Source organism: Acinetobacter guillouiae CIP 63.46 (assembly GCF_000368145.1).
Lineage (GTDB): Bacteria > Pseudomonadota > Gammaproteobacteria > Pseudomonadales > Moraxellaceae > Acinetobacter > Acinetobacter guillouiae.
The window spans coordinates 161068-186942 of sequence record NZ_KB849286.1 but is presented as its reverse complement, the minus strand read 5'-3'; the positions used below and the strand labels follow the sequence as shown (position 1 = coordinate 186942).

At 38.3% G+C, this 25875-nt stretch carries 21 protein-coding genes and 1 riboswitch; of the genes, 16 read left to right on the top strand and 5 right to left on the bottom strand.

What is annotated here, in order from left to right:
- The first annotated feature begins 435 nt into the window (after positions 1-435).
- From F981_RS19410 to F981_RS19380, 7 genes are all read left to right on the top strand, one after another.
- Positions 436-1032 carry a fimbrial protein gene (locus F981_RS19410; protein ID WP_004724709.1) on the top strand — a complete coding sequence of 199 codons (597 nt, stop codon included), beginning with the start codon at positions 436-438 and terminating at the stop codon, positions 1030-1032.
- Positions 1033-1123: 91 nt separating this feature from the next.
- The gene (locus F981_RS19405) at positions 1124-1717 is read left to right on the top strand and encodes a fimbrial protein (RefSeq protein WP_004724707.1); all 594 of its coding nucleotides are present in this window, start codon (positions 1124-1126) and stop codon (positions 1715-1717) included.
- A gap of 89 nt (positions 1718-1806) precedes the next feature.
- Positions 1807-2397, top strand: a complete 591-nt coding sequence (locus tag F981_RS19400) for a fimbrial protein (RefSeq protein WP_004724705.1) — start codon at positions 1807-1809, stop codon at positions 2395-2397.
- Positions 2398-3228: 831 nt separating this feature from the next.
- A complete protein-coding gene (locus tag F981_RS19395; RefSeq protein WP_004724704.1) occupies positions 3229-3804 on the top strand; it encodes a fimbrial protein in 576 nt (191 codons plus the stop codon).
- A 90-nt stretch (positions 3805-3894) separates the two neighbouring features.
- A complete protein-coding gene (locus F981_RS19390) occupies positions 3895-4500 on the top strand; it encodes a fimbrial protein (RefSeq protein ID WP_004724702.1) in 606 nt (201 codons plus the stop codon).
- A gap of 90 nt (positions 4501-4590) precedes the next feature.
- A complete protein-coding gene (locus F981_RS19385) occupies positions 4591-5187 on the top strand; it encodes a fimbrial protein (RefSeq protein ID WP_004724700.1) in 597 nt (198 codons plus the stop codon).
- Between the two features lie 191 nt (positions 5188-5378).
- The gene (locus tag F981_RS19380; RefSeq protein ID WP_004724698.1) at positions 5379-7979 is read left to right on the top strand and encodes a TonB-dependent hemoglobin/transferrin/lactoferrin family receptor; all 2601 of its coding nucleotides are present in this window, start codon (positions 5379-5381) and stop codon (positions 7977-7979) included.
- Between the two features lie 80 nt (positions 7980-8059).
- On the opposite strand, the gene F981_RS19375 is transcribed toward F981_RS19380, so the two are convergent.
- Positions 8060-9127, bottom strand: coding sequence for a class I SAM-dependent methyltransferase (locus tag F981_RS19375; protein WP_004724696.1), 1068 nt, complete (start codon positions 9125-9127; stop codon positions 8060-8062).
- A 172-nt stretch (positions 9128-9299) separates the two neighbouring features.
- Here F981_RS19375 and F981_RS19370 point away from each other — a divergent pair, with 172 nt between their 5' ends.
- Complete coding sequence (locus F981_RS19370) at positions 9300-10268, top strand: helix-turn-helix domain-containing protein (protein ID WP_004724694.1); 969 nt, start codon at positions 9300-9302, stop codon at positions 10266-10268.
- 15 nt (positions 10269-10283) lie between these two features.
- Positions 10284-11120, top strand: a complete 837-nt coding sequence (locus tag F981_RS19365; RefSeq protein ID WP_004724692.1) for a class I SAM-dependent methyltransferase — start codon at positions 10284-10286, stop codon at positions 11118-11120.
- Positions 11121-11250: 130 nt separating this feature from the next.
- On the opposite strand, the gene F981_RS19360 is transcribed toward F981_RS19365, so the two are convergent.
- Positions 11251-12069: a sulfite exporter TauE/SafE family protein gene (locus F981_RS19360; RefSeq protein WP_004724691.1), complete on the bottom strand. Its 819-nt coding sequence runs from the start codon at positions 12067-12069 to the stop codon at positions 11251-11253.
- Positions 12070-12165: 96 nt separating this feature from the next.
- Here F981_RS19360 and F981_RS19355 point away from each other — a divergent pair, with 96 nt between their 5' ends.
- Together F981_RS19355 and F981_RS19350 are read left to right on the top strand one after the other, a co-directional pair.
- The gene (locus F981_RS19355; RefSeq protein ID WP_004724689.1) at positions 12166-12945 is read left to right on the top strand and encodes an AraC family transcriptional regulator; all 780 of its coding nucleotides are present in this window, start codon (positions 12166-12168) and stop codon (positions 12943-12945) included.
- 213 nt (positions 12946-13158) lie between these two features.
- Positions 13159-15261 (top strand): TonB-dependent siderophore receptor, encoded by a 2103-nt coding sequence (locus F981_RS19350; protein WP_004724687.1) that lies wholly within the window; start codon positions 13159-13161, stop codon positions 15259-15261.
- A 637-nt stretch (positions 15262-15898) separates the two neighbouring features.
- On the opposite strand, the gene F981_RS19345 is transcribed toward F981_RS19350, so the two are convergent.
- Both F981_RS19345 and F981_RS23465 read right to left on the bottom strand, forming a co-directional pair.
- On the bottom strand, positions 15899-16318 hold the full coding sequence (locus F981_RS19345; RefSeq protein WP_004724685.1) for a type II toxin-antitoxin system HicB family antitoxin: 420 nt from the start codon (positions 16316-16318) through the stop codon (positions 15899-15901).
- A 64-nt stretch (positions 16319-16382) separates the two neighbouring features.
- A complete protein-coding gene (locus tag F981_RS23465; protein ID WP_016539635.1) occupies positions 16383-16550 on the bottom strand; it encodes a type II toxin-antitoxin system HicA family toxin in 168 nt (55 codons plus the stop codon).
- A gap of 193 nt (positions 16551-16743) precedes the next feature.
- Here F981_RS23465 and F981_RS19340 point away from each other — a divergent pair, with 193 nt between their 5' ends.
- Complete coding sequence (locus F981_RS19340) at positions 16744-18132, top strand: methylenetetrahydrofolate reductase C-terminal domain-containing protein (RefSeq protein ID WP_004724684.1); 1389 nt, start codon at positions 16744-16746, stop codon at positions 18130-18132.
- Positions 18133-18154: 22 nt separating this feature from the next.
- Here F981_RS19340 and F981_RS19335 read toward each other — a convergent pair whose 3' ends face one another.
- The gene (locus F981_RS19335) at positions 18155-18817 is read right to left on the bottom strand and encodes an epoxyqueuosine reductase QueH (protein ID WP_081401080.1); all 663 of its coding nucleotides are present in this window, start codon (positions 18815-18817) and stop codon (positions 18155-18157) included.
- Between the two features lie 319 nt (positions 18818-19136).
- On the opposite strand from F981_RS19335, the gene F981_RS19330 reads away from it, so the two are divergent.
- The 4 genes from F981_RS19330 (at position 19137) to uca (ending at position 25706) form a co-directional block, all read left to right on the top strand.
- Positions 19137-20051, top strand: coding sequence for a LysR family transcriptional regulator (locus F981_RS19330; RefSeq protein ID WP_004724679.1), 915 nt, complete (start codon positions 19137-19139; stop codon positions 20049-20051).
- Positions 20052-20530: 479 nt separating this feature from the next.
- Positions 20531-20632, top strand: a riboswitch (guanidine-I (ykkC/yxkD leader).
- A gap of 30 nt (positions 20633-20662) precedes the next feature.
- Positions 20663-21418 (top strand): urea amidolyase associated protein UAAP1, encoded by a 756-nt coding sequence (locus F981_RS19325; protein ID WP_004724677.1) that lies wholly within the window; start codon positions 20663-20665, stop codon positions 21416-21418.
- Between the two features lie 11 nt (positions 21419-21429).
- Entirely contained in the window at positions 21430-22098 is a 669-nt protein-coding gene (locus tag F981_RS19320; RefSeq protein WP_004724676.1) for an urea amidolyase associated protein UAAP2, read from the top strand.
- A gap of 2 nt (positions 22099-22100) precedes the next feature.
- The gene (gene uca / locus F981_RS19315; protein WP_004724673.1) at positions 22101-25706 is read left to right on the top strand and encodes an urea carboxylase; all 3606 of its coding nucleotides are present in this window, start codon (positions 22101-22103) and stop codon (positions 25704-25706) included.
- The last annotated feature ends 169 nt before the right edge of the window (positions 25707-25875 follow it).

Genomic DNA, 25875 nt, shown 5'->3' with positions numbered 1-25875 from the left:
TTATTTTGGTTGAGTTTAATATCTTATTAAATGTGGTTTATTTATGTTTAATCACATTTTTATATGTTGAAAATACTGTTTAAAACTAAAATAATGACTTAAAATTTACCAATTTATTTATTTATAATATTGAATTTTAATAATAAAATTCATACATGATTTTATGTAATGTACTTGTATGATAAAAAGTCAACCTAGAAACTATTGTGGTGTAGATGTATTTTTGTCAGCATAAGGTTTTATTTTAAATTAACTGAAATTTAAAATAAATAGTGAATAGCTAATTTTTAAATCAGCATAAGATTAAAATAAGCAGAAACATAGTTTAACCATATTTAATTGCATTTATTTATATTGGGATTTTCGTTCCTATAATGTGAATAAGATTATATTTATCGCATGTTTTTGCTTCAAAATTTATAAAGGGGTATTTCAATGAAGAAACTGACTTTAGCAACATTGAGTACTTTGGCTTTAACTTTGCCATGCACAAATGTATTTGCGCTAGATGGAACCCTCACCGTAAATGGTGTGGTGACAGATCAAACATGTACATTACAAGGTTATCGTGAGGCAAGCGGTACAAAAGATATAACAGTTAATATACCAGCTGTGTCTAAATCAAGTTTTATCTTCAATAGAGCACCAGGGTTTGTAGTCATTCAAGTGTTTTTAAAAAATGCTGAGGGTACAGCTAACTGTGATGCAGCAACAGTTAAAGCCTTTAAAGGAATACATCTCAGTGCGATTTCGCCAGATCACTTGGATACAGCCGATAAAACTTTATTAGTGAATCAAGCCAGTGGTGCTTCTACTAAAAACCCTGTTTTTATTGGCATTAGAGCTTATGTTGGTGATAGTTCGGAGTCAGTAGATTTTTCTGCACCTTGGGGGAGGCAGGTAATAAGTAAGGTTTCTAAAGGGGGTAATGACGCAGCTGTACTATATGTGGCATCAGTTATTTCGAAGACTGGGATTGTAGATGCTCAGAATGTCACGGCAACTATCAATTATACCTTGCACTATAATTAGTTTTTTGTCTGTTGGCTTAAAGGGTGAGGTATAGGTTTGCTGATAATTCAGCAACTTAAAAATAATTAAAACCTTATAAAGGGGTAATTCAATGCAGAAACTGACTTTAGCAACATTGAGTACTTTGGCTTTCACTTTGGCAAGCACAAATGTATTTGCCTTAGATGGAACCATTACGGTTAATGGTGTGGTAACGGATCAAACATGTACATTAAAAGCTGGCCGATCTTTTACTACTGGCTTGAAAGATCTAACGGTTAGTATGTTTTCAATACCTAAATCATGGTTTACTACAAATCCAACATCAACGGGGTACGCCATGCTTCTGTTCTTAACAAATGCTGATGGTACAGCTAACTGTGATGTAGCAACAACTCAAGCCTTTAAAGGAGTCCATCTCAGTGTAAGTTCACCAAATGATGATTTGGATGCAACCAATAAAACTTTATTGGTGAATAGAGCCATAGGTGCTCCAACTAAAAATCCTGTGTTCATTGCAATGTATGCAAACAACGGTAAAACTGTGAATTTTTCTGAACCTTGGGGAACTCAAGCGAAAAGTTTAATTTATAATTTTAATGGTGAGACATATCTAGTATACGGTGTAGCATATGTTTCCAAGACAGGAATTGTCGATGCTCAGAATTACACGGCAAAGATAAATTATACCATGCACTATAATTAAATTTTTTATGTTGGTTTTAGTGGTGAGACATAGATTTAATGATGATTGAGCAACTTAAAAATAATTAAAACTTTATAAAGGGGTATTTGATGAAGAAACTGACTTTAGCAACATTGAGTACTTTGGCTTTAACTTTAGCGTCTACCAACGTATTTGCAGTAGATGGAACCATTACGGTTAATGGTGTGGTGACGGATCAGACTTGCACCTTACGAGGTGATGATGGTATGGCAAATGGTTTAAAAAATCTAACCGTTAGCTTACCCACGCTGCCTAAATCGACATTTACGCCTTCAAATCGAGTCCCATTCTTCATGGGCTTTAATCTGCATTTAAGAGATGCGACGGGTACAGATTTTTGTGATGCAGCAACACGAAGAGCGTTTAGAGGTATACACCTCAGTGCGATTTCGCCAGATCACTTGGATGCAGAAGATAAAACTTTATTGGTCAACACCTCGGGCGCTTCTATTGCAAATCCTGTTTTTATGCGATTTTATACCTTGGATGCGCTACCTGTGGATTTTTCAGCATCGTGGGAAGATCAGGCAAAAAGTACAGTTCAGCATCTTGGTAGTCATACATTTGTATATTATCGTGCACAGTATGCCTCTAAAACGGGGATAGTCGATGCTCAAAATGTCACTGCAAAAATTAATTATACATTGCACTATAATTAATTTTTGTGTTTGTTTAAGCGGGGGAAGCTTAGGTTTGCTGATGCTTTAGAAAGTTAAAATTTAAAAAAACTGCAATTTATTGCAGTTTTTTTGTCACTCGGCTTGTTGTATAAGTCTTTTTAAAAGCATAGATCAATATAAAAATTCCTCTCATCTTCGCTTTCTCACAAAGAGAAGGCACTTTGAATAGCAATATGATTTACGCCACACGATTATTTTTGATTGATGAAAGAAATCGATTGAATATCATTTTATAAAAAATCATAAGTGTTTTAATGAATATTCAATCAATGATGTTGATGGGTAATACTTTGGATACGTATAGAAGATCTTAATAAGGAAGCTGGATGATGAGGTCATTTATATGATTGAAAAATGATAAAGCATATTATTTTAGTCGGGTTAAATTTGGACAGGAAAAAATGATTTTATTTATATTTAATCATATTTCGATACGCTGTAAATGGTGTTTAAAACTCAAATAAAATTTAAATTTTGATCATTTGTTTTATTTATTATATTGATTTTTAATAATAAAATTTACACATGATTTTATGTAATGTATTTGTATGATAAAAAGTAAACTTAAAAATATTGTGATATGCGGATATTTTTGTCAGCATGGAGTTTTATTTTAAATTAGAGGAAATTTAAAATAAAAATAAATATTAAAATAGACTCTAGCTTGAAATAAGCAGAGGTTTAGAGTTAACAGCAACAGCGTTTATATATTTAGATCTATCTATTTTCGTTGAAATTACCATGTCTCCTAATGTGAATCACAGCATCGTTAAATTATCGCATTTATTAAAGCTTTATAAGGCTGATTCAATGAATAAACTGACTTTACCCACATTCAGCACTTTGCTTTTAACTTTGGTATGTACCAGCGTTTTTGCTGTAGATGGCACCATTACAGTCAATGGTGTTATCACGGATCAAACTTGTACATTGCAAGGTCTAGAAGGGACAGTTGGTATGAAAGATATAACGGTTACTTTACCTACTGTATCTAAATCAAAGTTTAATACAGTGGGAGTGAACCTTGTAATGGAATTAAGAAATGCTGATGGTATAGGTTTCTGTGATGCAGCAACAAGTTATGCCTTTAGAGGTATACATCTGAGTGCTGTTTCACCAACTGACTTGGATGCAGATGATAAGACTTTATTGGTCAATAAATCTGCAGATGTATCCATTAAAAATCCTGTTTTTATCCGAATGTATACTAGGTTCAATAAACGTGTAGATTTTTCTGCGCCTTGGGAAACTCAGGAGAAAACTACTATTTTTCGGGATGGTGTTCGTACAATTTTTGCTTACGGTGTAGGGTACGTTGCTAAGAATTGGATTGTTGATGCTCAAAATGTGCAAGCAGTAGTCAATTATACAATGCACTATAATTAAATTAGCCTCTGTTGTTTTGGGTTGGGAAGCATGCGTTTACTGAAGATTGAGCAATTTAAAATGATTAAAGCATTATAAAGGGGGGATTCAATGAATAAACTGACTTTAGCCACATTCAGCGCTTTAGCTTTAACTTTGGCATGTAGCAGCGTGTTTGCTGTAGATGGCACAATCACAGTCAATGGTGTTATCACGGATCAAACTTGTACATTGCAAGGTGATGGTGGTTATGTAACTGGTTTGAAAGATATCGTATATCCATTAGGTATTGTACCTAAATCGTGGTTTACGCCTACACTTCCAGTGCCAATGCGTTATGGACTTACTCTACAGTTAACCAATGCAACAGGTACAGCTCACTGTGATGTGGCAACAAGTAAAGCATTAAAAGGAATACATCTGAGTACAATTTCACCAGATGATTTGGATGAGACAGATAAAACTTTACTCGTGAATAAAGCCACAGGTGCAGGTGGTGCTTCTAAGGCACATCCTATTTTTCTTCAAATGCAGACTGAAAACAGTAGACCTGTAGATTTTTCTGCGGCTTGGGGAACTCAGGAGAAAAGCTTAGTGCGTATCCGTGCTGATGGTGAAACATATGTATATTACATAGTCGCGGTTGCTTCCAAAACGGGGATTGTCGATGCTCAAAATTTCACGACAACGATCAATTATACATTGCACTATAATTAAATTTTGTGTATTGGCTTAAGCGAGGGGAAGTTTAGGTTTATTGAGGGTTGAGAAAATTAAAACTTATTCAAATCTTATGAGATTTATTCAATGCAGAAACTGACTTTAGCCACATTGAGTGCTTTGGCTTTAAGTTTGACATGTAGTCGCGTGTTTGCTGTAGATGGAACCATTACAGTCAATGGTGTGGTGACTGACGGAACATGTATATTACATAGTGCTGGCGGTGATGCAAGCGGTACTAAAGATCTAACACTTACCTTGCCCACTGTACCTAAATCAGGGTTTTATCCAAATGTACCGTTAAGTAAAAAACTCATTTATATGGAGTTACTAAATGCTACAGGTACGGGTGTTTGTGATGTAGCAACATCTAGAGCCTTTAAAGGGATTCATTTGAGTGTAAGTTCACCACCTACTGACTTGGATACAGAGGATAAAACTTTATTGGTCAACAAGGCCTTAGATGCTTCCACTACAAATCCTATTTTTTTTCAAATTACGACTAGAGATGGGGTAGCTGTAGATATTTCAGCACCTTGGGGAACTCAGGCGAAAAGTCCTGTTTTTGAGGGTGCTTATGCTGTGGCGTATTTAAGTTATTATGTAGCATATATTTCTAAGACAGCAATTGTCGATGCTCAAAATGTGCATGCGGTTGTTAACTATACAATGCACTATAATTAATTTTTGGTATGTGGACTTTAGCTGGTAAGTATAGGTTTGCTGGTGTTTTAGAAAATTAAAATTTAAAAAAACTGCAATTGATTGCGGTTTTTTCGTTTCTGCTTCGTCATATAACTTAGAACACATGAAAACACAGATTATTTTAACTGAATGAAGTTAATGATTATCATTTAACCTTGGGTGGGTAGAGAATGTCTCAATCTTTATATCAGAATGCAATAAAGCCAGTTGCAATGGCTGTTGCAATCGCACTGTCTATGAGTGCAATCAGTATACAAACGCATGCAAATAACGCTTCGCCTGTTGGCTTTTATCAAGTGCAAAGCGGTTCATTAACCCAAGCTTTAAATAGCTTGGCACAGCAAGCCAATGTATCCTTGTTATTAGATCCTGCAAAAACCAATCGTTATCGGGTAAAGACGATGAAGGGTAAATATACCCTAGATCAAGCTTTTGCATTATTGGTGCAAAATACCCCATTCCAGATTCAAAAAACTTCCGCAGGTTATCTACTCATTGAAAACTCTACTGCGGCACAAACGTCTGTAGTCAATACAGAAAACACTGCAACAGGAAAAACAGCAACGGGGAAAACAGCAACATCATCCACAAATGCTGAAAACCAAATTTATCAGATGACCCCGATTGTGGTCGAAGCAATAAAAAAAGACACCATACAATTTGGTCAGAGCGTGCTCAATCAAAAGGCGATTGATCGTTATCAGGCCAATAATGTTGCGCAATTGCTCGATCATATGCCCAGTGTAGGTTCAGCAGGATCTCCACGTCCAGGAGGGCAAACGATTAATATCTTGGGGATGGGTGGGGTAGCCGATGTACCAATCACCTTAGACGATTCTGTTAAAACGTTTGATAAATATCGACAAGGTTCAGTCTTTATTGAACCTGAGATTTTAAAGAAAATCACCGTGGATAAAGGGCCACATAACGTCGAAGTCGGTAATGGTGGTTTTGGTGGTAAAGTTACACTGGAAACTAAAGATGCCACTGATTTGCTTGATGAGGGTAAAAATATTGGCGCATTTTTAAAATATTCACGCTTTTCCAATAACAGCCAAAATACCTACACTGGCGCTGTATATGGTAAAGCCGACAATGGGCTGGTCGATGGGCTGTTTTACTATACCAACCGAGACAGTGGCAATGTAAAGCGACCAGATGGAACTGAGTTTTTGTATTCTGGGCAAGAGCAAGAAACCTATTTAGCCAAACTGAATTTTTATCCAGCCGATGGTCATAAAATTTCTTTAAATGCCATGCGCAGTGGGCATGAAGGCTGGGAGCCTTTTGCTGCCATGCGTGATCAAGATGCAGTGCCGACTGAGGCGGATATCGCCAAATATGGTTATGATGAGGCTTGGAAACGCCGTTTGGTTGACCGTGATCAGGAAGATACCAGTTATTCTGCAAGTTATGAATTCAATCCTGATGCTAACCCATATCTAAACTTAAAAGCTGTCGCATCCTACTCCAAAACCTATCAGCATGATCTACGCTTGCCAAGTGTAACGGGTTCAGCGGCACTGTTAGGCAATGAAAGCTGGGTAACCTATACCAATACAGCATTAAAAATGAGTAATATCAGTGATATTGAAACAAAACTGGGCACGCATAAATTAAAGGTTGGCGCGCAATACCAGAAAATGGAACAAAACTCGCTGATTTATGACAAGAACAATGTGAAAAAGCCAGATTATAATTTTGGTTATTATGAACCGAACTATATGCCTGCTGGTGATCAGCAAATGCTGAGTGCATTTATTGAAGATCAGTATCAGATTAATAATCTCATCATTACCCCATCGCTACGTTATGATCATATTGAAAATAACGGTAAGCCAAATCGTGCATCACGATTTAATGATCCGGCTGCTGGACATGATTATTCCAGTAAAACCTATACAGGCTGGTCTCCTCGTTTAGCGATATCTTGGAAACAGACCGACTACATGACATGGTTTGCTAACGTGAGTAAAACTTGGCGTGCGCCTCGTGTAGATGAACAATATTATGTGCAATCCGCAGCAACCACTGTTCCATCGACCAGTCGTTATTTAGTTCCTGAAAAAATGTTGGCGATTCGTGTCGGAAATGAGATGAATTTTGACGATGTGTTTAGCAATGAAGATCATCTGCAAGTGCGTTTAACTTATCATCATAATCGTGGGGGCGATGAGATATTCCGCAATCGCTCAACATTTTGTCAAGCACAAGCAGAAAACAATGCCAACAACGGATCAGGCAGCGTAGCAGACTGTAAAGGTAATTATGATCATGGTTTTTATCGTAATGTGACTGATTACACCATCAAAGCCTATGAAGCCGAAGCTTTCTATAATCAGCCGACTTGGTTTGCAGGTTTAACCTATTCCTATATTCGCGGGCAACGTGATAATTCCCCTGTAAATCCGTGGTTTGATCAAAAAACATGGATGACCAATATTCCACCGAAAAAAGCCACAGCGACTTTAGGGGTGAATGTGCCTGAGCATCACTTAACCATGGGGTGGAGAGGGATATTTGTTGCTGAGCAAGATCGAAGCCTTTCAGATAATGATAAGTCGATCGCGGCATCTTCATTTTCATTACCCAAAACTAAAGGCTATTCACTACATAGCGTTTATGCCGACTGGCAGCCAATTGGTGCAAAAGGGCCGACGCTGAATTTCTCGATTGATAATTTATTTAATCGTGATTACAAAATGTATTTGGGTGAGTATATGACAGGTACAGGTCGAGATTATAAGGTGAGTATTTCGCAGAAATTTTAATGCGTTTATGTTCAATATTCGACATAGCGAGAAGTCAATTTGATTTAAGGATTAAATTTTACTTCTCGCTTTTTCATAACCTATTTCCGCGCAATCAGTACATCAACCGGCGCAACCGGGAATTGCACATTCTCGATCGTTTCAATGTGCTGACAACCCAGTTGCTTTAAGCTGCGATAAATGTCGTCCTTTTGTGGAATGTAATTGCCTTGCATACGCATATTCAGATAATAGCTTTGAATACCTGCATCATATTGAGATGGGTCAATTTCGGCATGACAACAAATCAATACACCATGGGATGATAGAGCTGCAAGCAGTTTTTCTAAAATTAGAGCGTAATCATCGACAAAATGCAGTACAGATGAGCACCAAATAATATCGTATTGGGGTTGAGATTTTAAAGTTTGAAAGTCTAAGCTTTGCAAGTCAGCTGCTAAACAATGTAAGCGTTGATGTGCTGGATGGTTTGCTAAAGTGGGACGAATTGCCTCAATGACATGCGGAAGTTCTAAAAGGGTACATTCAAGTTGAGTAAACTTTTCAGCCAAATGCATAGCAATCCGTCCAGCGCCAGCACCGACATCAAGAAAATGCCTTGCTGTTTCAAATTCACTGACTAAATCAGAAAGCACATCTGCAATGTGAACTGTAACAGCGTTTTGTTCTTGGGCAATTTGTATTTGAGCCGCTTGTGCCCATGCAGATCCGATCGTTTCTGGTGTTCGAGATTGGGCTTGGAAATCACGAGAAAAAGACACAGAAAGTTGACCAGCAACAGACTGAATCACTTGTTGGCGATATAACAACGCATCAGCACAATATTGATCTGATATCGGATCAAAGTAGTCTTTAAGTGCTGGTTTAATACGATAAAGCATAGCTTGTCTGGTTGGTTCAAACTGGGTGTCTAACAGTTGTAAACTTGCCAAGAGCTGTAACAGATAATCGGTATTTTGAGGATGCAAAGCATGTTTCTTTGCTAGGACTGTGGCATCTTCAAATTGAAATAATGATGCAAAGAGTTTTTTTTCAATTGAAAAATCTAAGGCTTGTGCCTGTATTTGTGACAGGTAAATTTGCCAAATCAAATGTAAAGGATGAGGTTGAGTCAGTATTTGTACGGCTTGATTTAGAGAAAGATTCATTAAAAGCACCTTTTAAAATTACACAGGGAATGCCGATAACATTTGGTCTAGACATTCGATCCAAAGATACGATATGATGACTCAATAAATGAGAATGATTATTATTTCTTATATTAAAATTATAGAAAATAGTATGCGGAATGAAGTTTTCGGCTAGATGGAGTATTGAGTGATGACACAATTACATCATCGTGTACGGATTGATGTAGAGCGTTCGGTTCAAGAGATCTCTTCACAGCAACAACGTATTGGCTTGCCTGAAGATTTTGGTTATTGCTATGCAGACACTTTACAGATTGAAGCTGGCTTGCTGCTTAACCAATTACACTATTGTCCTCAATATGCATTAGAAGAAGAAACCCAAGCAACACACCCAAACCCCGTGATGGTATTGACCGTTGGATTACAAGGGTGCTCAAAATATCAGAGTAACAATACAGAACAGCTCAGTTTTAAAACTGACCATATCAGTATCAATACTTTTCCATCTATTGAAGGAATACGTCACTATCAAAAACAGCAGACGGTTTCTCAACTTCGCTTGATTATGACTTCGGAATTTTTGAGTAAATATTTAAGTTCACTACAGCTCAAGACATTATTTTTCCCAAACCATATCCATCCAATCGCTTTTCAGCCTGTTTCAATGACCACTAAAGTCCATGCTTGCGCATTGGCACATTCACTATTACAACGCAACAACCAACCAAAACATAGCTTACAACAACATATTCATGCACTGAGTTTGTTATCAGAACATTTGCCGTTAATTGTGCCTGATGAATCAACAGTCTCACCTGCAAACTTGAGTATGCAGGATGTGCAAAATTTGGAAAAAGCCAAAGCGTTAATGATCAATCAAGTAGATCAAGCATTGACGATGCAGTATATCGCCAGTGTGATCGGTATGAATGTATATAAATTTAAAGCCTGTTTTATCAAGCTGTATGGGGTCAATCCGACTGAATATTTATTGCAGTTGAGGATGCGAAAAGCCCATAGCTTACTTGAGTCAGGTTTACACGTGACTCAAGTGGCCTGGCAGGTGGGATATCTATATCCCAATAATTTTACAGTTGCGTTTACTCGTTTTTATGGAAAATCACCCAAAGCATTATTTGCAAAAAATAAATCTAAATGACATGAGGAATACGTAATGAAAAAAATATCGCTTAACTTACAGGATGACATTGCCGACACGCTATTGATTACCTTATATGCCAAATCCGTTGAAACGCAGAAAAAAAATCCTTTAATTAATGACCAAACAGCCTGTGAGTTGGTGGAAAAAATTGATTATGATTTTTCAAAATATAAAAACAAGAAGGCCACGTCTGTTGGTGTTGCATTGCGTTCAACACATTTTGATCAGAAGGTTAAAGACTTCATTCAACTTCATAATTATCTTCGTAATCAGCCAATTATTGTATTTGTCGGTTGTGGTTTAGATACCCGTATACAACGTATTGGTAAAAGTGCTGAATATGCTGAATTTTATCAGTTGGATATTGCAGAAGTCATTGAGCAACGTCAGCAACTAATACCAGCGCAAAAAAATGAACACTTCATCGCAACTTCAATGTTATCGACCACTTGGATGGATCAATTAAAAGAGACGCATCCCAATGGTCATTTTATGTTTGTGATCGAAGGGGTATTGATGTACTTCAATCAAGCACAAAATCAACAGGTGTTAACAGCTTTGGCAGAGCGGTTTTCTGGTGCTGAACTGCATTTTGATATGCTTAATGCTTGGATGAGTACCAAGTCTGCTTTACACGATACTGTGAGTAAAACCAAAGCCACATTTAAGTTTGGCTTAGATGATGAAAAAGAAATCGAAACATGGCATCCCAAACTTAAACATGTACAGACCTATTTGTTTAATCAATTTAAAGGTTGGCGTCGAATGGGGCTAGTGTTAACGACACTGATGTCAATTGTTCCAAAACTGAAAACTTCTTCACGTATTGTCATGTTTAAAATTAACTAGCCTATAAAAAAACATCGATCCAGTCATATATCAAATATAAAAAATATTAGCATTAAAATGATATATGGCTTGGTTTTCAGTTGGGTTTTTATCACAGATAAGCTCCAAGTCGTTAAGTTGCTAGTCTCCGTTATTGAAATAAAATACTAATTAAAACCAGTATGAGTAATAGAATATAACCACGCTCATGCATTTGATTAGACAATTTTCCAGTCCATTGTATTGCCAATTTCATGCCTAAAAAGCCGCCTATAATCAAAGCAATTAAAGCGGGAGAGTAAAAATAACCAACAAAATGTGCGCCTAGATGTTGTGGTTGGATAATTTGCCCAAGGATCAAGGTGATACAACCTGCAATAGCAACAGGCATACTTAAGGGATTGGCAAGGGCAACCGCTGAAGACATATCCAAACCACAGCGACGGAATAGGGGAACAGTCATCACACTGCCACCGACACCCAACGCTGATGCAATCCCGCCGATAAAGATGCCGCCTAGACCTTGTTCTGTTTTGGTGAGTAATCTTATTGCTTGTGGATTTGAATGCGGCTGTTTGAATTGACGAATCAGACAATCAAAAATTGTTATACACAAATAGAGCGCAAAAGACCATTTTAATACATGTGATGAAATATTCAGGTTGAGTAAAGTGCCTAAAATTGCGCCAGCAGCAATCCAATACGCGATTGGGAAGAGGTACTGCTTGTGTATTTTTCGTTGTTTATATTGCTGATAAGTTGCCAAACCAGAGTTGATCACCATCAATAATAATGAGCTTGCAACCGCACTTTTAAAAGCTAAATCATAGGCGGTAGAATGAATTGGATATTGCATACGAATTGTCGAATAAACCAATGGAACAACAACAAAGCCACCGGCAAAACCAAATAATATGGTGAGTATGCCACTGACAAATCCTGCAACCAATAAAATAAGATAGAGTTCCATACACAGAGATCTTTCAAAATAAATACCAGTTTAAGGATTTCTCGATCGGTAAAATTTGTTATATTCCGCATTTAATTACTCAAATCAGACACGGATATGAAACAAATCTCGATTCATAGTGTTGAGCATTTAAAACATAAAATGATTGCGATAGAAACGCAGTACGCTAAGTATTATGTGTTGAAGATGCACAGCCATAAACGAGCACAATTACTCTATGCTGCTCAGGGTGTGATGCATGTAGAAACACCACAAGGAAACTGGATCATTCCTCCTGAAAGGGCGGTTTGGATTCCACCGCAAGTTCCGCATCAATTGACTTTGTTTAATGTTAAAACCTGTAGTTTGTATATTCTTCCTGAATACGTCCCGAGGCAGATTGGATGTTGCGAAGTGCTGTCAATTTCGCCTTTGCTTCGACAATTACTTTTAAAAGCACCAGCGTTAAATGAACCACTTTCTAGACATGATGAGCTGATTCAAGAATTGATTTTAACTGAGCTGGGAATTTCCGAAAAAATTGAACTGCATTTACCTTTGCCAGAAAATAAAGCCATTTTAGAAATTTGCCGAAAGTTCTTAAAGCAGCCAAATATTCATTTATCACCTGAAGAAATTGCGACACAACTTTATATCAGTGAGCGGCATTTTAGTCGGCTGTTTAAAAGTGAAGTCGGGGTGTCTTTTTCAAAATGGCGACAACATGCTTGTGTACTGTTAAGTCTGGAAAAATTAATCCAAAATCAGCCAATACAGCACATTGCTTATGATTTTGGCTTTAAAAATCCGGCTGCATTCACCACCATGTTTCATCGAGTTCTAGGTTTAAGCCCAACTCAATATATGAGTCATCTGCAAAATAAAACATCTAAATAAACACTATTATTAATTTTTGACCGATCGTTATAAAAGAATAAGCCTAACTTATCAATGATGTGATTGAGACAGTCGAATCATTAGAAAAATCATGTTTTATTTAAAGCGTGTTTCTTTTCAAACTTATATCATTAAAAGGAAAGCGTAAAAAGTAGTGATAAATATAAATGAAAATGATTATAATTATGCTTCAAGTTTTTAGGTCATTGTTTAATGCAATTTAATAAATCCTCCCTCGCATTTTCAGTTTTTGCCATCATGCTATCCACCGCTCATGCTGAGTCAGAATCAGATATAACGCAAAACGCTGTAAGCAATAAATTGCCAACGATTACCGTACAAGCAGACAGTGATAAAAAAGCCTATGCAGCAAAAACAGCAAGTGCGGTATTGCGATCTAAAGCGCCTTTATTTGAAACAGCTCAGTCGATTAGTGCCATCACCAATCAGCAAATTGAACAAAAGCAAGCAAAAACAGTAGCCGAAGCTTTAGAAGGTGTGGCAGGTGTGACTTCTGGTCAATATGGGCGAAGAGGCTGGGATGATTTTATTATTCGTGGACAAATATCCAGTTCACAAACTTATATTGATGGGTTGCGTATTCAAGCATCAGATAATGTTTTAAGAGCGGAAGATATTTCTGGCTTAGAGTCTATTGAAGTGGTCAAAGGCCCAACCTCAGTTGGTTTTGGTTTGGCGCTGCCAGGCGGTTTAGTCAATTTAACCACCAAACGGCCACAAGCAGAAACCGCTTATAAAGGCACATTAAGTTATGGAAGCTATGGTTTAAAAGAAGGTACATTTGACCTGAACTACGCACCTGATAATCGTGCAAAAGGCGCTTTTCGTATTGTAGGACGGATCTCTGATCAAGATGACCCAACTGACCATGTCTATTTTAAAAACCAATATATTGCTCCATCATACAATTTTGATTTAGGCGATAAAGATGATTTATCTGTCATTGCCAGCTATCAACATCGTGAATACATCCGTCAACAGGGCATTCCTTATAGCAAAGGCAATTATAAAAAATATCCTTCAAGTCTATTCTTTGGCGAACCTGATCATGGTTATGACGTCGATGTTTATCGTCTTGGTGCAAATTATGCACACTACTTTGATAATGCTTGGGTTTTTAAACAGAATTTTGCGGTCACCAAAACTGATACCCAAGGCAATCCGATATTGGCATCGGGTACAAATACGCTGCCAACCATTAAACGTGCGGTGAATAATCAAGACAAACAAGATACTAACTACACCTTGGACAATAACTTACAACGTAATTTTGATTTTGGAAAGATCAACTATGATGTGATGGTCGGTGTTGATATGATGCGAGAGCGCAGTGATTATTATCGTAGAACTGATACCATCAATTCTTTTAATGCCGATCGTCCAGTCTATGGGATCACCAGTACCAAACTGGGGGCGCCAACGCAACAACTGACCTATAGCCAATATACTGGTTTATATCTACGCAATACACTTAAAGTAGATGATCACTGGATTATCAGGTTGTCTGGTCGACATGATTGGACTCAGGTTGAAATTGACGATGTATTAAAAAATAGCAGCAGCAAAAACTCAGACAATGCATTTACGGGCAGTGGATCGGTGATGTATCGTATCAACGATATGTTTGCACCATATATCAGTTATTCGACCTCGTTTATGCCTGTAACAGATGCCGGTGAAAATGGTCAATTGCTGAATCCTGAAGAGGGTAAACAGGCCGAAGTTGGGGTCAAGTTACAAGCACTGGATCAGCGTCTACAAGGCTATATTGCCTATTATGATCTGACCCGTAAAAATGTAACTGAAGCAGATATTTCTGGAAACTTTTCAATCCAAACAGGCGAACAAGTCACCAAAGGTTTTGAAGCAGAAATTGCTGCGGCATTAACCGATCAATGGAATGCCACAGCAACCTATAGCTATATCCCAACAGCAAAAGTCACTGAAAGTGTGATTGCCAGTGATATTGGCAAACGTACCAATCATGTACCTAAAAATGCCAGTTCGTTATCTACCCAGTACTATTTTAGCCCAGATAAATTAGGTTGGAATATTGGTGCGGGGATTCGTTATCAAGGTTCTCGAACAGCACAACGTAGTACAGATTTTGTCTACTTACCAAGTTATGCCTTATTTGATGTAAATGCGGGTTATGAAGCCAAGAATTGGGGTGCCGGTTTAACGATTAAAAACTTATTTGATAGAGAGTATCTGGCTGGGACCACGCCAAATGCGCAATTGGTTAATTGGGGAGATCCTATGATGGTTCGTCTGAATGTGAAATTTAAATATTAACAGCTGTTCGCTTTAGATATTGTTTTCGCTATTTGAATTTAATGCTAAGGCGGAAGTTTTATGGGTATTGGAAACAATACCCATTTTTTTCAGTATAAAAAAGTTAAAATTAAAAGATTTTTTTTATCAATATATTAGCCATAGTTGAACCACCTAATTATTCATATAAGTGATTTCTATCAAGTCATTGATCATAAATAAAGCTTATATTTTTGTATGAACTTTTAGAAACTATTGGTTATTAATTCGTTTTTTGTGCTTTTGAATCATAGATGGTGATCCTACCGTGGGGCGACATGGATGTCACCGTTGGGCGGGGGTACAGGACGTACCCCTCGCCAAACATGAGCAAAAACAAAGCACGGCTTTGTTTGCAGCGCAAGGTTTGGCATCTCCCTACGAAAAGTGAGGCGTCGCCTACGCAAAGGGATTTAAACCTTGAATGTAAGATCTGGCATTGCAAGCCTTTTTATAATCAATTAATTTATTACTCCATGAAATTGATTTAATTGAAGATATTAATTAAAAAAAATTACATTAATGTGTCTGAGTTTTTTGACAGGTTCACTATAGTAAAGTGAATAACCATACGTATTGTGGTACAAAAAACCCGCCATTTGTAGGCGGGTTTCTTTTTTTAGATTATAAGCTGGGGTTGTTTGCCTAAGGCTTTTAATGCATCAACAACAGTATCAATTTTTGTTGAGTGATGTAGATCTACAATACGAGTAATCTCTTGTTTAGGTTTATGGAGCAATCTTGCGAGTTCTACTTGAGTTACTTTTTTCTCAAGCATTAAGTTTAAAAGTAAAACTTTAGACGTAATACTTATTGGAACTTCAATAAATACTTCGTCCTCTTCAAGCGTTTTACTCGGTAAAGGAATAGACCTTTGATCTTCAAAATAAAAGTCCATAGCGGTTATAAGTGCATCTTGAGCCATCTCTTTGGCTTCATCTAAAGTATCACCTTGGGTAATAGCTTCGGGAATATCTCTAAACTCTACAACATAACCGCCATCTTCTAGATCTGGTTTAAGTTTAGCTGGATAAAACATGTATTAAATCTCCGAAATAATGTGAACAACAATTTCATCTTAAGAAAGGTTTGAGGGCGAACCCTCAAATTCCTAATTGCTTTCTTATTGCTTTTACCAGTCCTGTTTTTAACTCAGTATGGCGAGGTATAGTGCTTTGTTTCTCATTTAAATAAACCTTGGTGTGCTTACTACCTTCTACAAATGTTGCGCCCAAACCTTTTAACTCTTTGATGAAATCACTTCTCTTCACACTTAGCTCATTTTATTGAACATAAGTATATGGTAAACAAAAATGATGACTATGTAAACAAAAATGTTTACTGAGCGGAGCTAAGCATTTTTATCAAGATTATTTAGAAAGCATTTTATGATTACAGCAATTCGATTTAAAACATTCTATAATTCAGGCCTATTTATTTTGCTGTATTTATCTAAATTTTTTTATGTCTCAGCTTTCCCAATACTTTGCTCAAAACCAATTTTGTTGTTTGGTGGAATATTTGCCTTCAAAGCAAGAGGTGCTGCCTGTAGCAACACAACTGGCGGGCTTTCCTGTATGTATGACTTTGTCAGATCGAGTACGTTCAGATGAAGATATTGCACCATTAATCGCCGCACAATCTTATCCGCAGCAGATTGAAAAAGTATTGCACTATGCAGGTAAAGGCCGAGATATTCATGATTTCAATTTGTTTTTAAAGCAAGCCAAACAACACGGACAGCAAAATTTATTGTTACTGACTGGCGATAAGTTAAAACAACATCATGATGGACAAGGTAGTCACGCTCGAACACGCTATTTAGAATCGGTGAATGCGGTCATCGCTGCCCAACAACAGGGAGGCTTTCATATTGGCGTTGCTTTGAATCCGTTTAAATATAGTCAAGCAGAAAAACAAGCGCAGTATTTAAAATTACATAAAAAACTACAAGCCGGCGCTGATTATATTATTACCCAGTTGGGCTTTGACCTCGTGGCACTTAAACAAGCGCATGAGTTTTTAATTGAAGAAAACTATACGCAAAAAATTCTTGCTTGTGTGATGCCGCTGACTTTAGCACGAGCGAAATTTATGCTGAAACATAACGTTGCAGGTATTGTGATTACACCACATATGCTTGAAGTGTTGGCTCAAGAACATGATTCTGATCAAACTGAAAATACTTATTTACGTTGTGCTTTGCAAATTTTGATTTGTCAGCATATTGGTTATGCTGGTGTGCATCTTTCTGCGTGCCATAAAGCCGATGAGCAAGCGATTTTAACTAGTTATATTGAACAGTATCGACATCTTGATCTTAAACAATGTCAACAATTATGGACTCAATTATGGCAGCTTAAAACGGGCAATGAATTACGCCCAGCTGCTGTAGAAAAGTCTAAGCTGAGTAATTTGCATCAGAAAGTGAAATATCAATTTTTAGATACCATTCACAGTACCATGTTTAATTCCAGTTTGGTCAAAGGGCTGGGTGCTTATATTTTTAGTGCGAATTTTTGGAATAAAGCCCTTGCAGCAAAATTACTATTACAAGCGGAATATTTGAGTAAGCACTTTATTGTCGGGTGTGAGAGCTGTGGTCAGTGTCGGCTGGCTGAAACCTTATATATTTGCCCTGAAACTTGCCCTAAAGGTCTGGCAAATGGTCCATGCGGTGGCACACATTTAGACCGTTGTGAATTTGGGGATCGAGAGTGTATACACTCTATCAAAGCTCGATTGGCTGAAGAGGTCAATCAAATTCAGATATTAAAAAAACAGCTGATTCCAACTGTACCGATAGAAGTACGTGGAACCAGCTCTTGGAAAAACTGGTATGTGAAGCAGTGATAAAGGGACGAGTTTGAATAAATTAATTTTCCTCGTCCATCGCATTGGTATAAAACTTTTCACCTAATTTGATTCGGTCACGACCGTTTTTCATACGCCAGCGATTGGTATCTCGCAGTGAATAAACACAGCCACAGTATTCTTGTTGGTAAAATTCTTCACGTTTGCTGATCTCGATCATACGATGTGCACCGCCACTTTTACGCCAGTTATAATCCCAATATTCAATTTGTGGATAATGTGCGGCAGCTCGGATTCCACAGCCGTTAATTTGTTGCATATCTTTCCAACGCGATATGCCCAATGAGCTGCTGATTAAACTAAATCCATGTTCGTGTGCGTAGAGTGCGGTTCTCTCAAAACGCATATCGAAACACATGGTACAGCGGATGCCTTTTTCAGGCTCATTTTCCATACCTTTGGCACGTTCAAACCAATTGTCTGTATCGTAGTCACAGTCAATAAATGGAATATTATGCTTCTCAGCAAAGCGAATATTTTCTTCTTTGCGAATTAAATATTCTTTGACTGGATGAATATTTGGATTATAGAAAAAAATTGAAAAGTCGATGCCTGATTCAATTAAGGTTTCCATGACTTCACCTGAGCACGGCGCGCAACATGAATGCAGCAACAATTTGTCGTGGCCTTGGGGGAGTGTGAGCTTTTGGCGTTCCAGAGTCATGTTAAACAATATAAAAAATGAATAATCTTCTATTCTAGAAGTTTTAACGTCTTGTGGTGCTTGAATTCACTGAAATGTTTTCAGTCTATGCTGAAAGTTTTTAAGGATGATATTTTAAATCACCAGATTTAGTTCATTCAAAAATGGAGTGATTTAATTGTATGGATGAGTAAGAGCATCTTCAATATTTTGCGTATCATTTAAAAATGAATAAAAATAACAAAATTGAAATTTAAGTGAAAATAATTAAACATAAACATCATCAATCCGTTATGCTATAGCCAGATCACCTTTAACATATTAATTTGGTAATGACGGAATGTTAGAACTTCGACATCTAAAAACACTTACTGCTTTACGTGAACATGGTTCATTGGTTGCAGCAGCAGGAGATTTGTGTTTAACGCCTTCTGCTTTATCACACCAGCTTCGAGAGTTAGATCAATGGTTTGGTGTCGAAGTGGTGAATCGCCGCTCACGCCCTGTGAGTTTTTCTAATGTTGGTCAACGATTACTGAAACTTGCTGATGATATTTTGCCACAAGTGCAAATTGCCCAGTCTGATATTACCCGTATTGTGCATGGGCAAACGGGACGAATCGTTTTCTCTTCTGAATGCCACAGTTGTTTTGATTGGCTTATGCCATTGCTGAACCAGTATCGTCAGCAATACCCAGATGTAGATTTGGATTTTGCCTCAGGATTTGAAGCCAATCCGCATGAGTTATTACAAACCGGTGAATTTGATTTGTTAATTACAGCAGATCCAATTGCGCTAAAAGGGGTAGAGTATTTTCCAATTTTTGAATATGAATCGAGATTGGTACTCTCAATCACGCATCCTTTGGCGCGAATGAAAGAAATTACGGTGCAAGAGTTGGCGGAAGAAACCTTGGTGACCTATCCAGTGGATAAGCATCGACTGGATATCATGTCGAGATTATTTATTCCTGCCAATATTCAGCCAAAACATATTCGCACCACAGACTTAACTCAAATGTTGATTCAACTTGTGGCAAGTGGTCATGGTATCGCAGCACTGCCTGATTGGGTGGTCAATGAATATGAGCAAAAGGGCTGGGTGGTTTCTCGCCGTTTAGATTGTGTCGCGCCTGAAGGTTTACGTCGAACCTTATATGCAGGTTATCGTGTAGAAGAAAAAGAAAAAGATTATTTTGATGGCTTTCTCAAGCAATTGGATAAATTCTCGAAAAAAAGAGCAACGTATTACTAAAATGTATTATTAATGAGCCATCCTGTAGCACCTACTTGCTAAGTACGATGAATCATTTTAACACGCGCTGACTCAGGTTGGTTTTGGCCTGAATCAGTGCGTGTTTTTTATCGAGTGTTTCCGCTATATCCCTGAATTATCTTCTTAAGCAGAATATGAGCAAAAACAAAGCATGGCTTTGTTTGCAGCGTAAGGTTTGCCATGCCCTAAGTCAATCTATCGACGAGCCTAAATATTTTTGCGCCGTGTTGTTTCTATGACACGTTTTTTTAAAAAGGATTTTATTAGAGATGGCTTTTAATTAGAGATCGTTTTATTTAGAACGGATTTTTATTTAGCACATCGCCATTTTTTAGATCATTCATAACTCATTTTTGCTTTCTATGTCCTGAAATGCACTCTTATCGCACAAAATTAGTATTACTAAAGCCTAAAAACGTAATACTCAATTGGCACATCCTTTGCATTAAATAAAATTATAAAAAGTGATCTAGGGTTCCGATACTTGTCTAAAAGAGTATGTCTGGACCGAGAGTTCGCGGTTCGAAAGAACTACACGGAGGGATAAAAGCCCGGGAGGAAGTCAATAAACTATCCGAACAGGAGTGGCTATGCATACGACAAATTATCATGATCAACAGGTCATTTGGTCTGAAAAATTACCAGGTGGACATCACTGGTCAGGTCGCATTCCCAAAGGAAGCGTACTTCAATTTAAAGCTTTATCTGCCGATGCCAATGTCTCTTTATTTTGTGTGAATGCCCATGACAGACTTGAGCGTTTTAATATGCCAGATAGTTTAAAAGGGCAACATACTGCTTTTTTAACTCAAGGTCATGTGTTGTATTCCGATTTGGGACGGGTTATGGCCTCAATTATTCATGATGATCATGGCTGGAATGACGCTTTATGTGGTCCAAGTCGTCCAGAACAAATCCAAGCTACTTTTGGAATAAAGACATTCCAAGATGCCCGAAATCAAATGATTCAAAATGGTCTAGATGGTTTGCTGATTGAAATGAGCAAATATTCACTTGGGCAAATTGACCTCAGCGCAACAGTGAATTTATTTTCAAAAGTGACCCCAGATGATGCGGGTGCATTGTCTTATATTGGCTCAGACAATACTGGGCAAATCATTGAACTGCGTTTTGAAATGGATTGTTTTGTATTCTTATCGGCTGCACCGCATGGTTTAGATCATTCAGCGCAATATGCTCCCGCTGATATAGAAATGGGTCTTTTTACCGCATTGCCCTTAACGGAAAACGATATTTGTCGAGACTCATGTCCGCAAAATCAACGTGCATTTGACAATAACCAGCGTTATTACGCGCTGAGTTCATCTAGTAACACACGCATTTAAGGACAATCATCATGAGCATTTTAACTTCAATAGAAAAGCCTATTTTAGATCAAGCCTTGTTAAATGAAGTTTGTCCTGCGGGTGAAGCATGGATGGGCGAAGTAAAAAAAGGCCAATATTTCCGTATTGTTGATTTAGAAGGCAATCAAGCCGTCGATACCTTATTTATCTCAGCAGAAAACCCAGCAGAACGTTATAGCGCAACAGATACTTTGGCCATTAATCAGCATGTTTACCTTGAAAAAGGGACAACCTTATACAGTAATTTAGGCCGCCCAATTGCAGTGATTGTCGATGATAACTGTGGTCGTCATGACACCTTAGGCGGTGCTTGTTCATGTGAAAGTAATACGGTTCGCTATGCACATGACACCTATCCAATGCACAGTTGTCGTAATAATTTTATGTATGCATTAGCCAAGCATCCGATTGCACAAAAACATCAGTTAAACGTTCGGCACATCGGCCCCAATATTAATTTCTTTATGAATGTGCCTGTCAGCTCGGATGGTCATTTAACCTTTGCTGATGGTATTTCTGCTGCTGGCAAATATGTGGAAATTCAAGCTGAGATGGATTTAATCGTACTGATTTCAAATTGCCCGCAATTAAATAACCCATGTAATGGCTATAACCCAACGAAAATTCAATTGCTGGTACACAATGGTATGGGAGCATAAATATGTTTAAAAAAGTTCTTATTGCCAATCGTGGTGCAATCGCTTGTCGTGTGATTCGTACCCTTAAAAAACTTGGCATTGCTTCCGTTGCTGTTTATTCAGAAGCTGATCAGGATTCTTTACATGTGACTTTAGCCGACGAGGCATTTTGTATTGGTGCTGCACCAGCACAACAAAGTTATTTAAATATTGAAAAAATTCTTGAAATTGCCAAGCAAACTGGCGCTGAAGCAATCCATCCGGGTTATGGTTTTTTGTCAGAAAATGCGGAGTTTTGTGACCTATGTGAAAATCAGGGTATTGCCTTTATTGGGCCAACTTCAAGCCAAATGCTGGATTTTGGTCTAAAACATACGGCGCGCGAACTTGCGATTAAAAGCCAAGTACCACTGTTGCCGGGAAGTTCTTTGCTTTCAGGCGAACTAGAAGCAATCACCGAAGCTGCACGTATTGGCTATCCTGTGATGTTAAAAAGTACTGCGGGTGGTGGTGGTATCGGCATGCGTTTAGTTTGGGATGAAGCTGAACTCAAAGACGCTTATCAAACCGTTTCGTATTTGGCCCAAGCCAACTTTAAAGATGCAGGCTTGTACTTAGAAAAATTTGTGCAGCATGCTCGACATATTGAAGTACAAATTTTTGGTGATGGAAAAGGGCAAGTGCTGGCTTTAGGAGAACGCGACTGTTCTGTACAACGTCGTAATCAAAAAGTCATAGAAGAAACACCCGCACCGCATTTAACCGATGAGCAGCGTGACTATATTCAAACTGTCGCAATTCAACTTATGCAATCTGTGAATTATCGTTCAGCAGGTACGGTTGAGTTTGTGATGGATACTGAAACCGAGCAGTTCTATTTCTTAGAGGTGAATACCCGTCTGCAAGTTGAACATGGCGTGACGGAACAAGTCTATGCTGTAGATCTGGTTGAATGGATGGTGACTTTGGCCAGTGGCGATTGGTCAGCACCCACTGAAAAATTAGCGTCAAAAGGACATTCGATTCAAGTTCGTTTATATGCGGAAGACCCGATTAAACAATTTCAACCCAGCGCAGGCTTACTGACCTATGTGCAATTTGATCAAAATGCACGGGTCGAAACATGGGTCGAAACCGGTTCAAATGTATCTTCATTTTATGATCCTATGCTTGCCAAAATCATTGTGACGGCGTCTGATCGAGGTGCAGCGATTCAAGCCATGCTATCTAGTCTGGCAGATACACAGATTGCAGGAATCGAAACCAATCTGGAATACCTACAAAATATTATTGCGGGTGAGGTGTTTAATTCAGGGACACAAACCACACGCTTCTTAAATAGCTTTGTATGGAAAACCCAAAAAATTGAGGTTTTACAATCAGGCATTCAAACCGCAATTCAGGATATTACTGGTCGGTTAGGGTACTGGGATGTGGGTGTACCGCCATCCGGTGCAATTGATCCTTTAAGTTTAAATGTCGCCAACCAACTTTTAGGCAATCCATATAATACTTCTGGATTGGAATGTACCTTACAAGGGCCAAGTTTAAAGTTTCATTGTGATAGTCAAATTGTGATTACTGGTGGCGACATGCCATCTAAACTGGATGGCGTACTGGTTCCAATGTGGCAAACCGTAAATGTTAAAAAAGGTCAGGTGTTAAAGTGTGGAACAATGAGCACTGGATGCCGAAGCTATATTGGGATCAAAGGTGGTTTCCATGTTCCCGAATATTTAGGATCAAAAGCAACCTTTACTCTGGGACAGTTTGGTGGGCATGCAGGGCGTAATTTATTAATTGGCGATATGCTTGCGATTACTGAATATTCATCTGCTCTAAGCAAAAGTTTAGCCGCAGATCAAATCCCTAAATTTGCGCGTCATTGGGAAATTGCGGTGATGTATGGTCCGCATGGCGCACCAGATTTCTTTACCAAAAACGATATTAATAGATTCTTTAGCAACCAGTTTGAGATTCACTATAATTCGAGTCGTACCGGTATTCGCTTGATTGGCCCAAAACCTGAGTGGGCACGTGAAGATGGCGGTGAAGCAGGTCTACATCCGTCAAATATTCATGACAATGCTTATGCAATTGGTGCGATTGATTTTACAGGCGACATGCCGATCATCTTAGGGCCTGATGGTCCAAGCTTAGGTGGCTTCGTTTGTCCAGCAGTGGTGATTCATTCTGAACTTTGGAAAATTGGTCAACTTAAAGCAGGTGATAAAGTTAAATTTATTCCTGTCAGTTATGCGCAAGCAAAAGCCTTGGATCACACATATCATCAAAGCCTTATCGCTTCTGACACAGATGAAGTGAATTTTAATCCTGTATTCCACGCGGAAAATGACACATTAGAAAATGCTGTTTTAGCCACACGTGTAGGACAAGCACATTTACCGAGTGTGACTTACCGACCTGCGGGGAATAGCTATTTATTAGTTGAATATGGTGATTTGGTTTTAGACTTGAATCTACGGTTCCGTATTCATGCTTTGATGCAATGGGTAAAAGAGCAGAATATCCACGGAATTATTGATCTGACTCCGGGGATTCGTTCATTACAAATTCATTTTGATTCAATTCAAATCGATCAACTTGAGCTATTGGAAAAACTTCAACACGCGGAAGCGGAACTACCCGATATTCACAATATGCAAGTGCCTTCACGGACGGTGTATTTACCACTGGCATGGGAAGATTCACAAACCCAATTGGCGACTGAGCGCTATACACAAATCGTCCGTCCTGATGCGCCGTGGTGCCCTGATAATATTGAGTTTATTCGTCGTATCAATGGCCTAGCATCAAAGCAAGCGGTAAAAGATGTGGTCTATAGTGCCAATTATCTGGTCATGGGATTGGGTGATGTCTATTTAGGTGCGCCCGTTGCCACACCACTTGATCCGCGTCAGCGTTTGGTCACAACAAAATATAACCCTGCAAGAACTTGGACACCAGAAAATGCTGTTGGTATCGGTGGGGCATATATGTGTGTTTATGGTATGGAAGGTCCCGGGGGCTATCAATTTGTGGGACGTACCACACAAATGTGGAGCCGTTATCGTAAAAATGCCAATTTTGAAGCTGGCAAGCCGTGGTTATTACGCTTCTTTGATCAGGTTAAATTCTATGAGGTTTCAGAAGTAGAATTGCTACAAATGCGTGAAGATTTTAAAGCAGGGCGTTTGCAACTGCGTATTGAAGATGGTGTGCTTAATCTTAAAGAATACAATGATTTCCTTGCTGCAAATCAAGACAGTATTCATGCTTTTAAACAGACGCAACAAGCCAACTTTGAAGCAGAGCGCCGTCGTTGGCATGCTGCAGGTTTACAAGAATATGTATCAGAAGGTTTAGATACTGTAGATGATGGCGAAGCAGTCAGTATTCCTGAAGGTGGTTGTGCAGTTGAATCACATATGCCTGGTTCAATCTGGAAAATCGAATGTGCTTCTGGAGATATTGTTGAAGAAGGTGCAACCCTTGCGGTGATTGAAGCGATGAAAATTGAAATTCCGATTCTTGCACCTGAACGGATGAAGGTGGAAGCCATCACCATTGAAAAAGGTCAGACGGTTAAGACTGGACAGGTGTTGTTTACCTTAGCACCTGTAGCATGATAAAAATCAACACAGGAGCATCAGTGATGATGCTCCTTTTCTGTTTCAAACATAGATTTAATTTTTTCTATTTGCTTTACAGCCATAATCCTATCAAGTGTCATAAGTTAGAAAGACTTAGCCGATTAAAATTAAAATAAAAGAGGCTTTACTGTTAAACCTATATAAC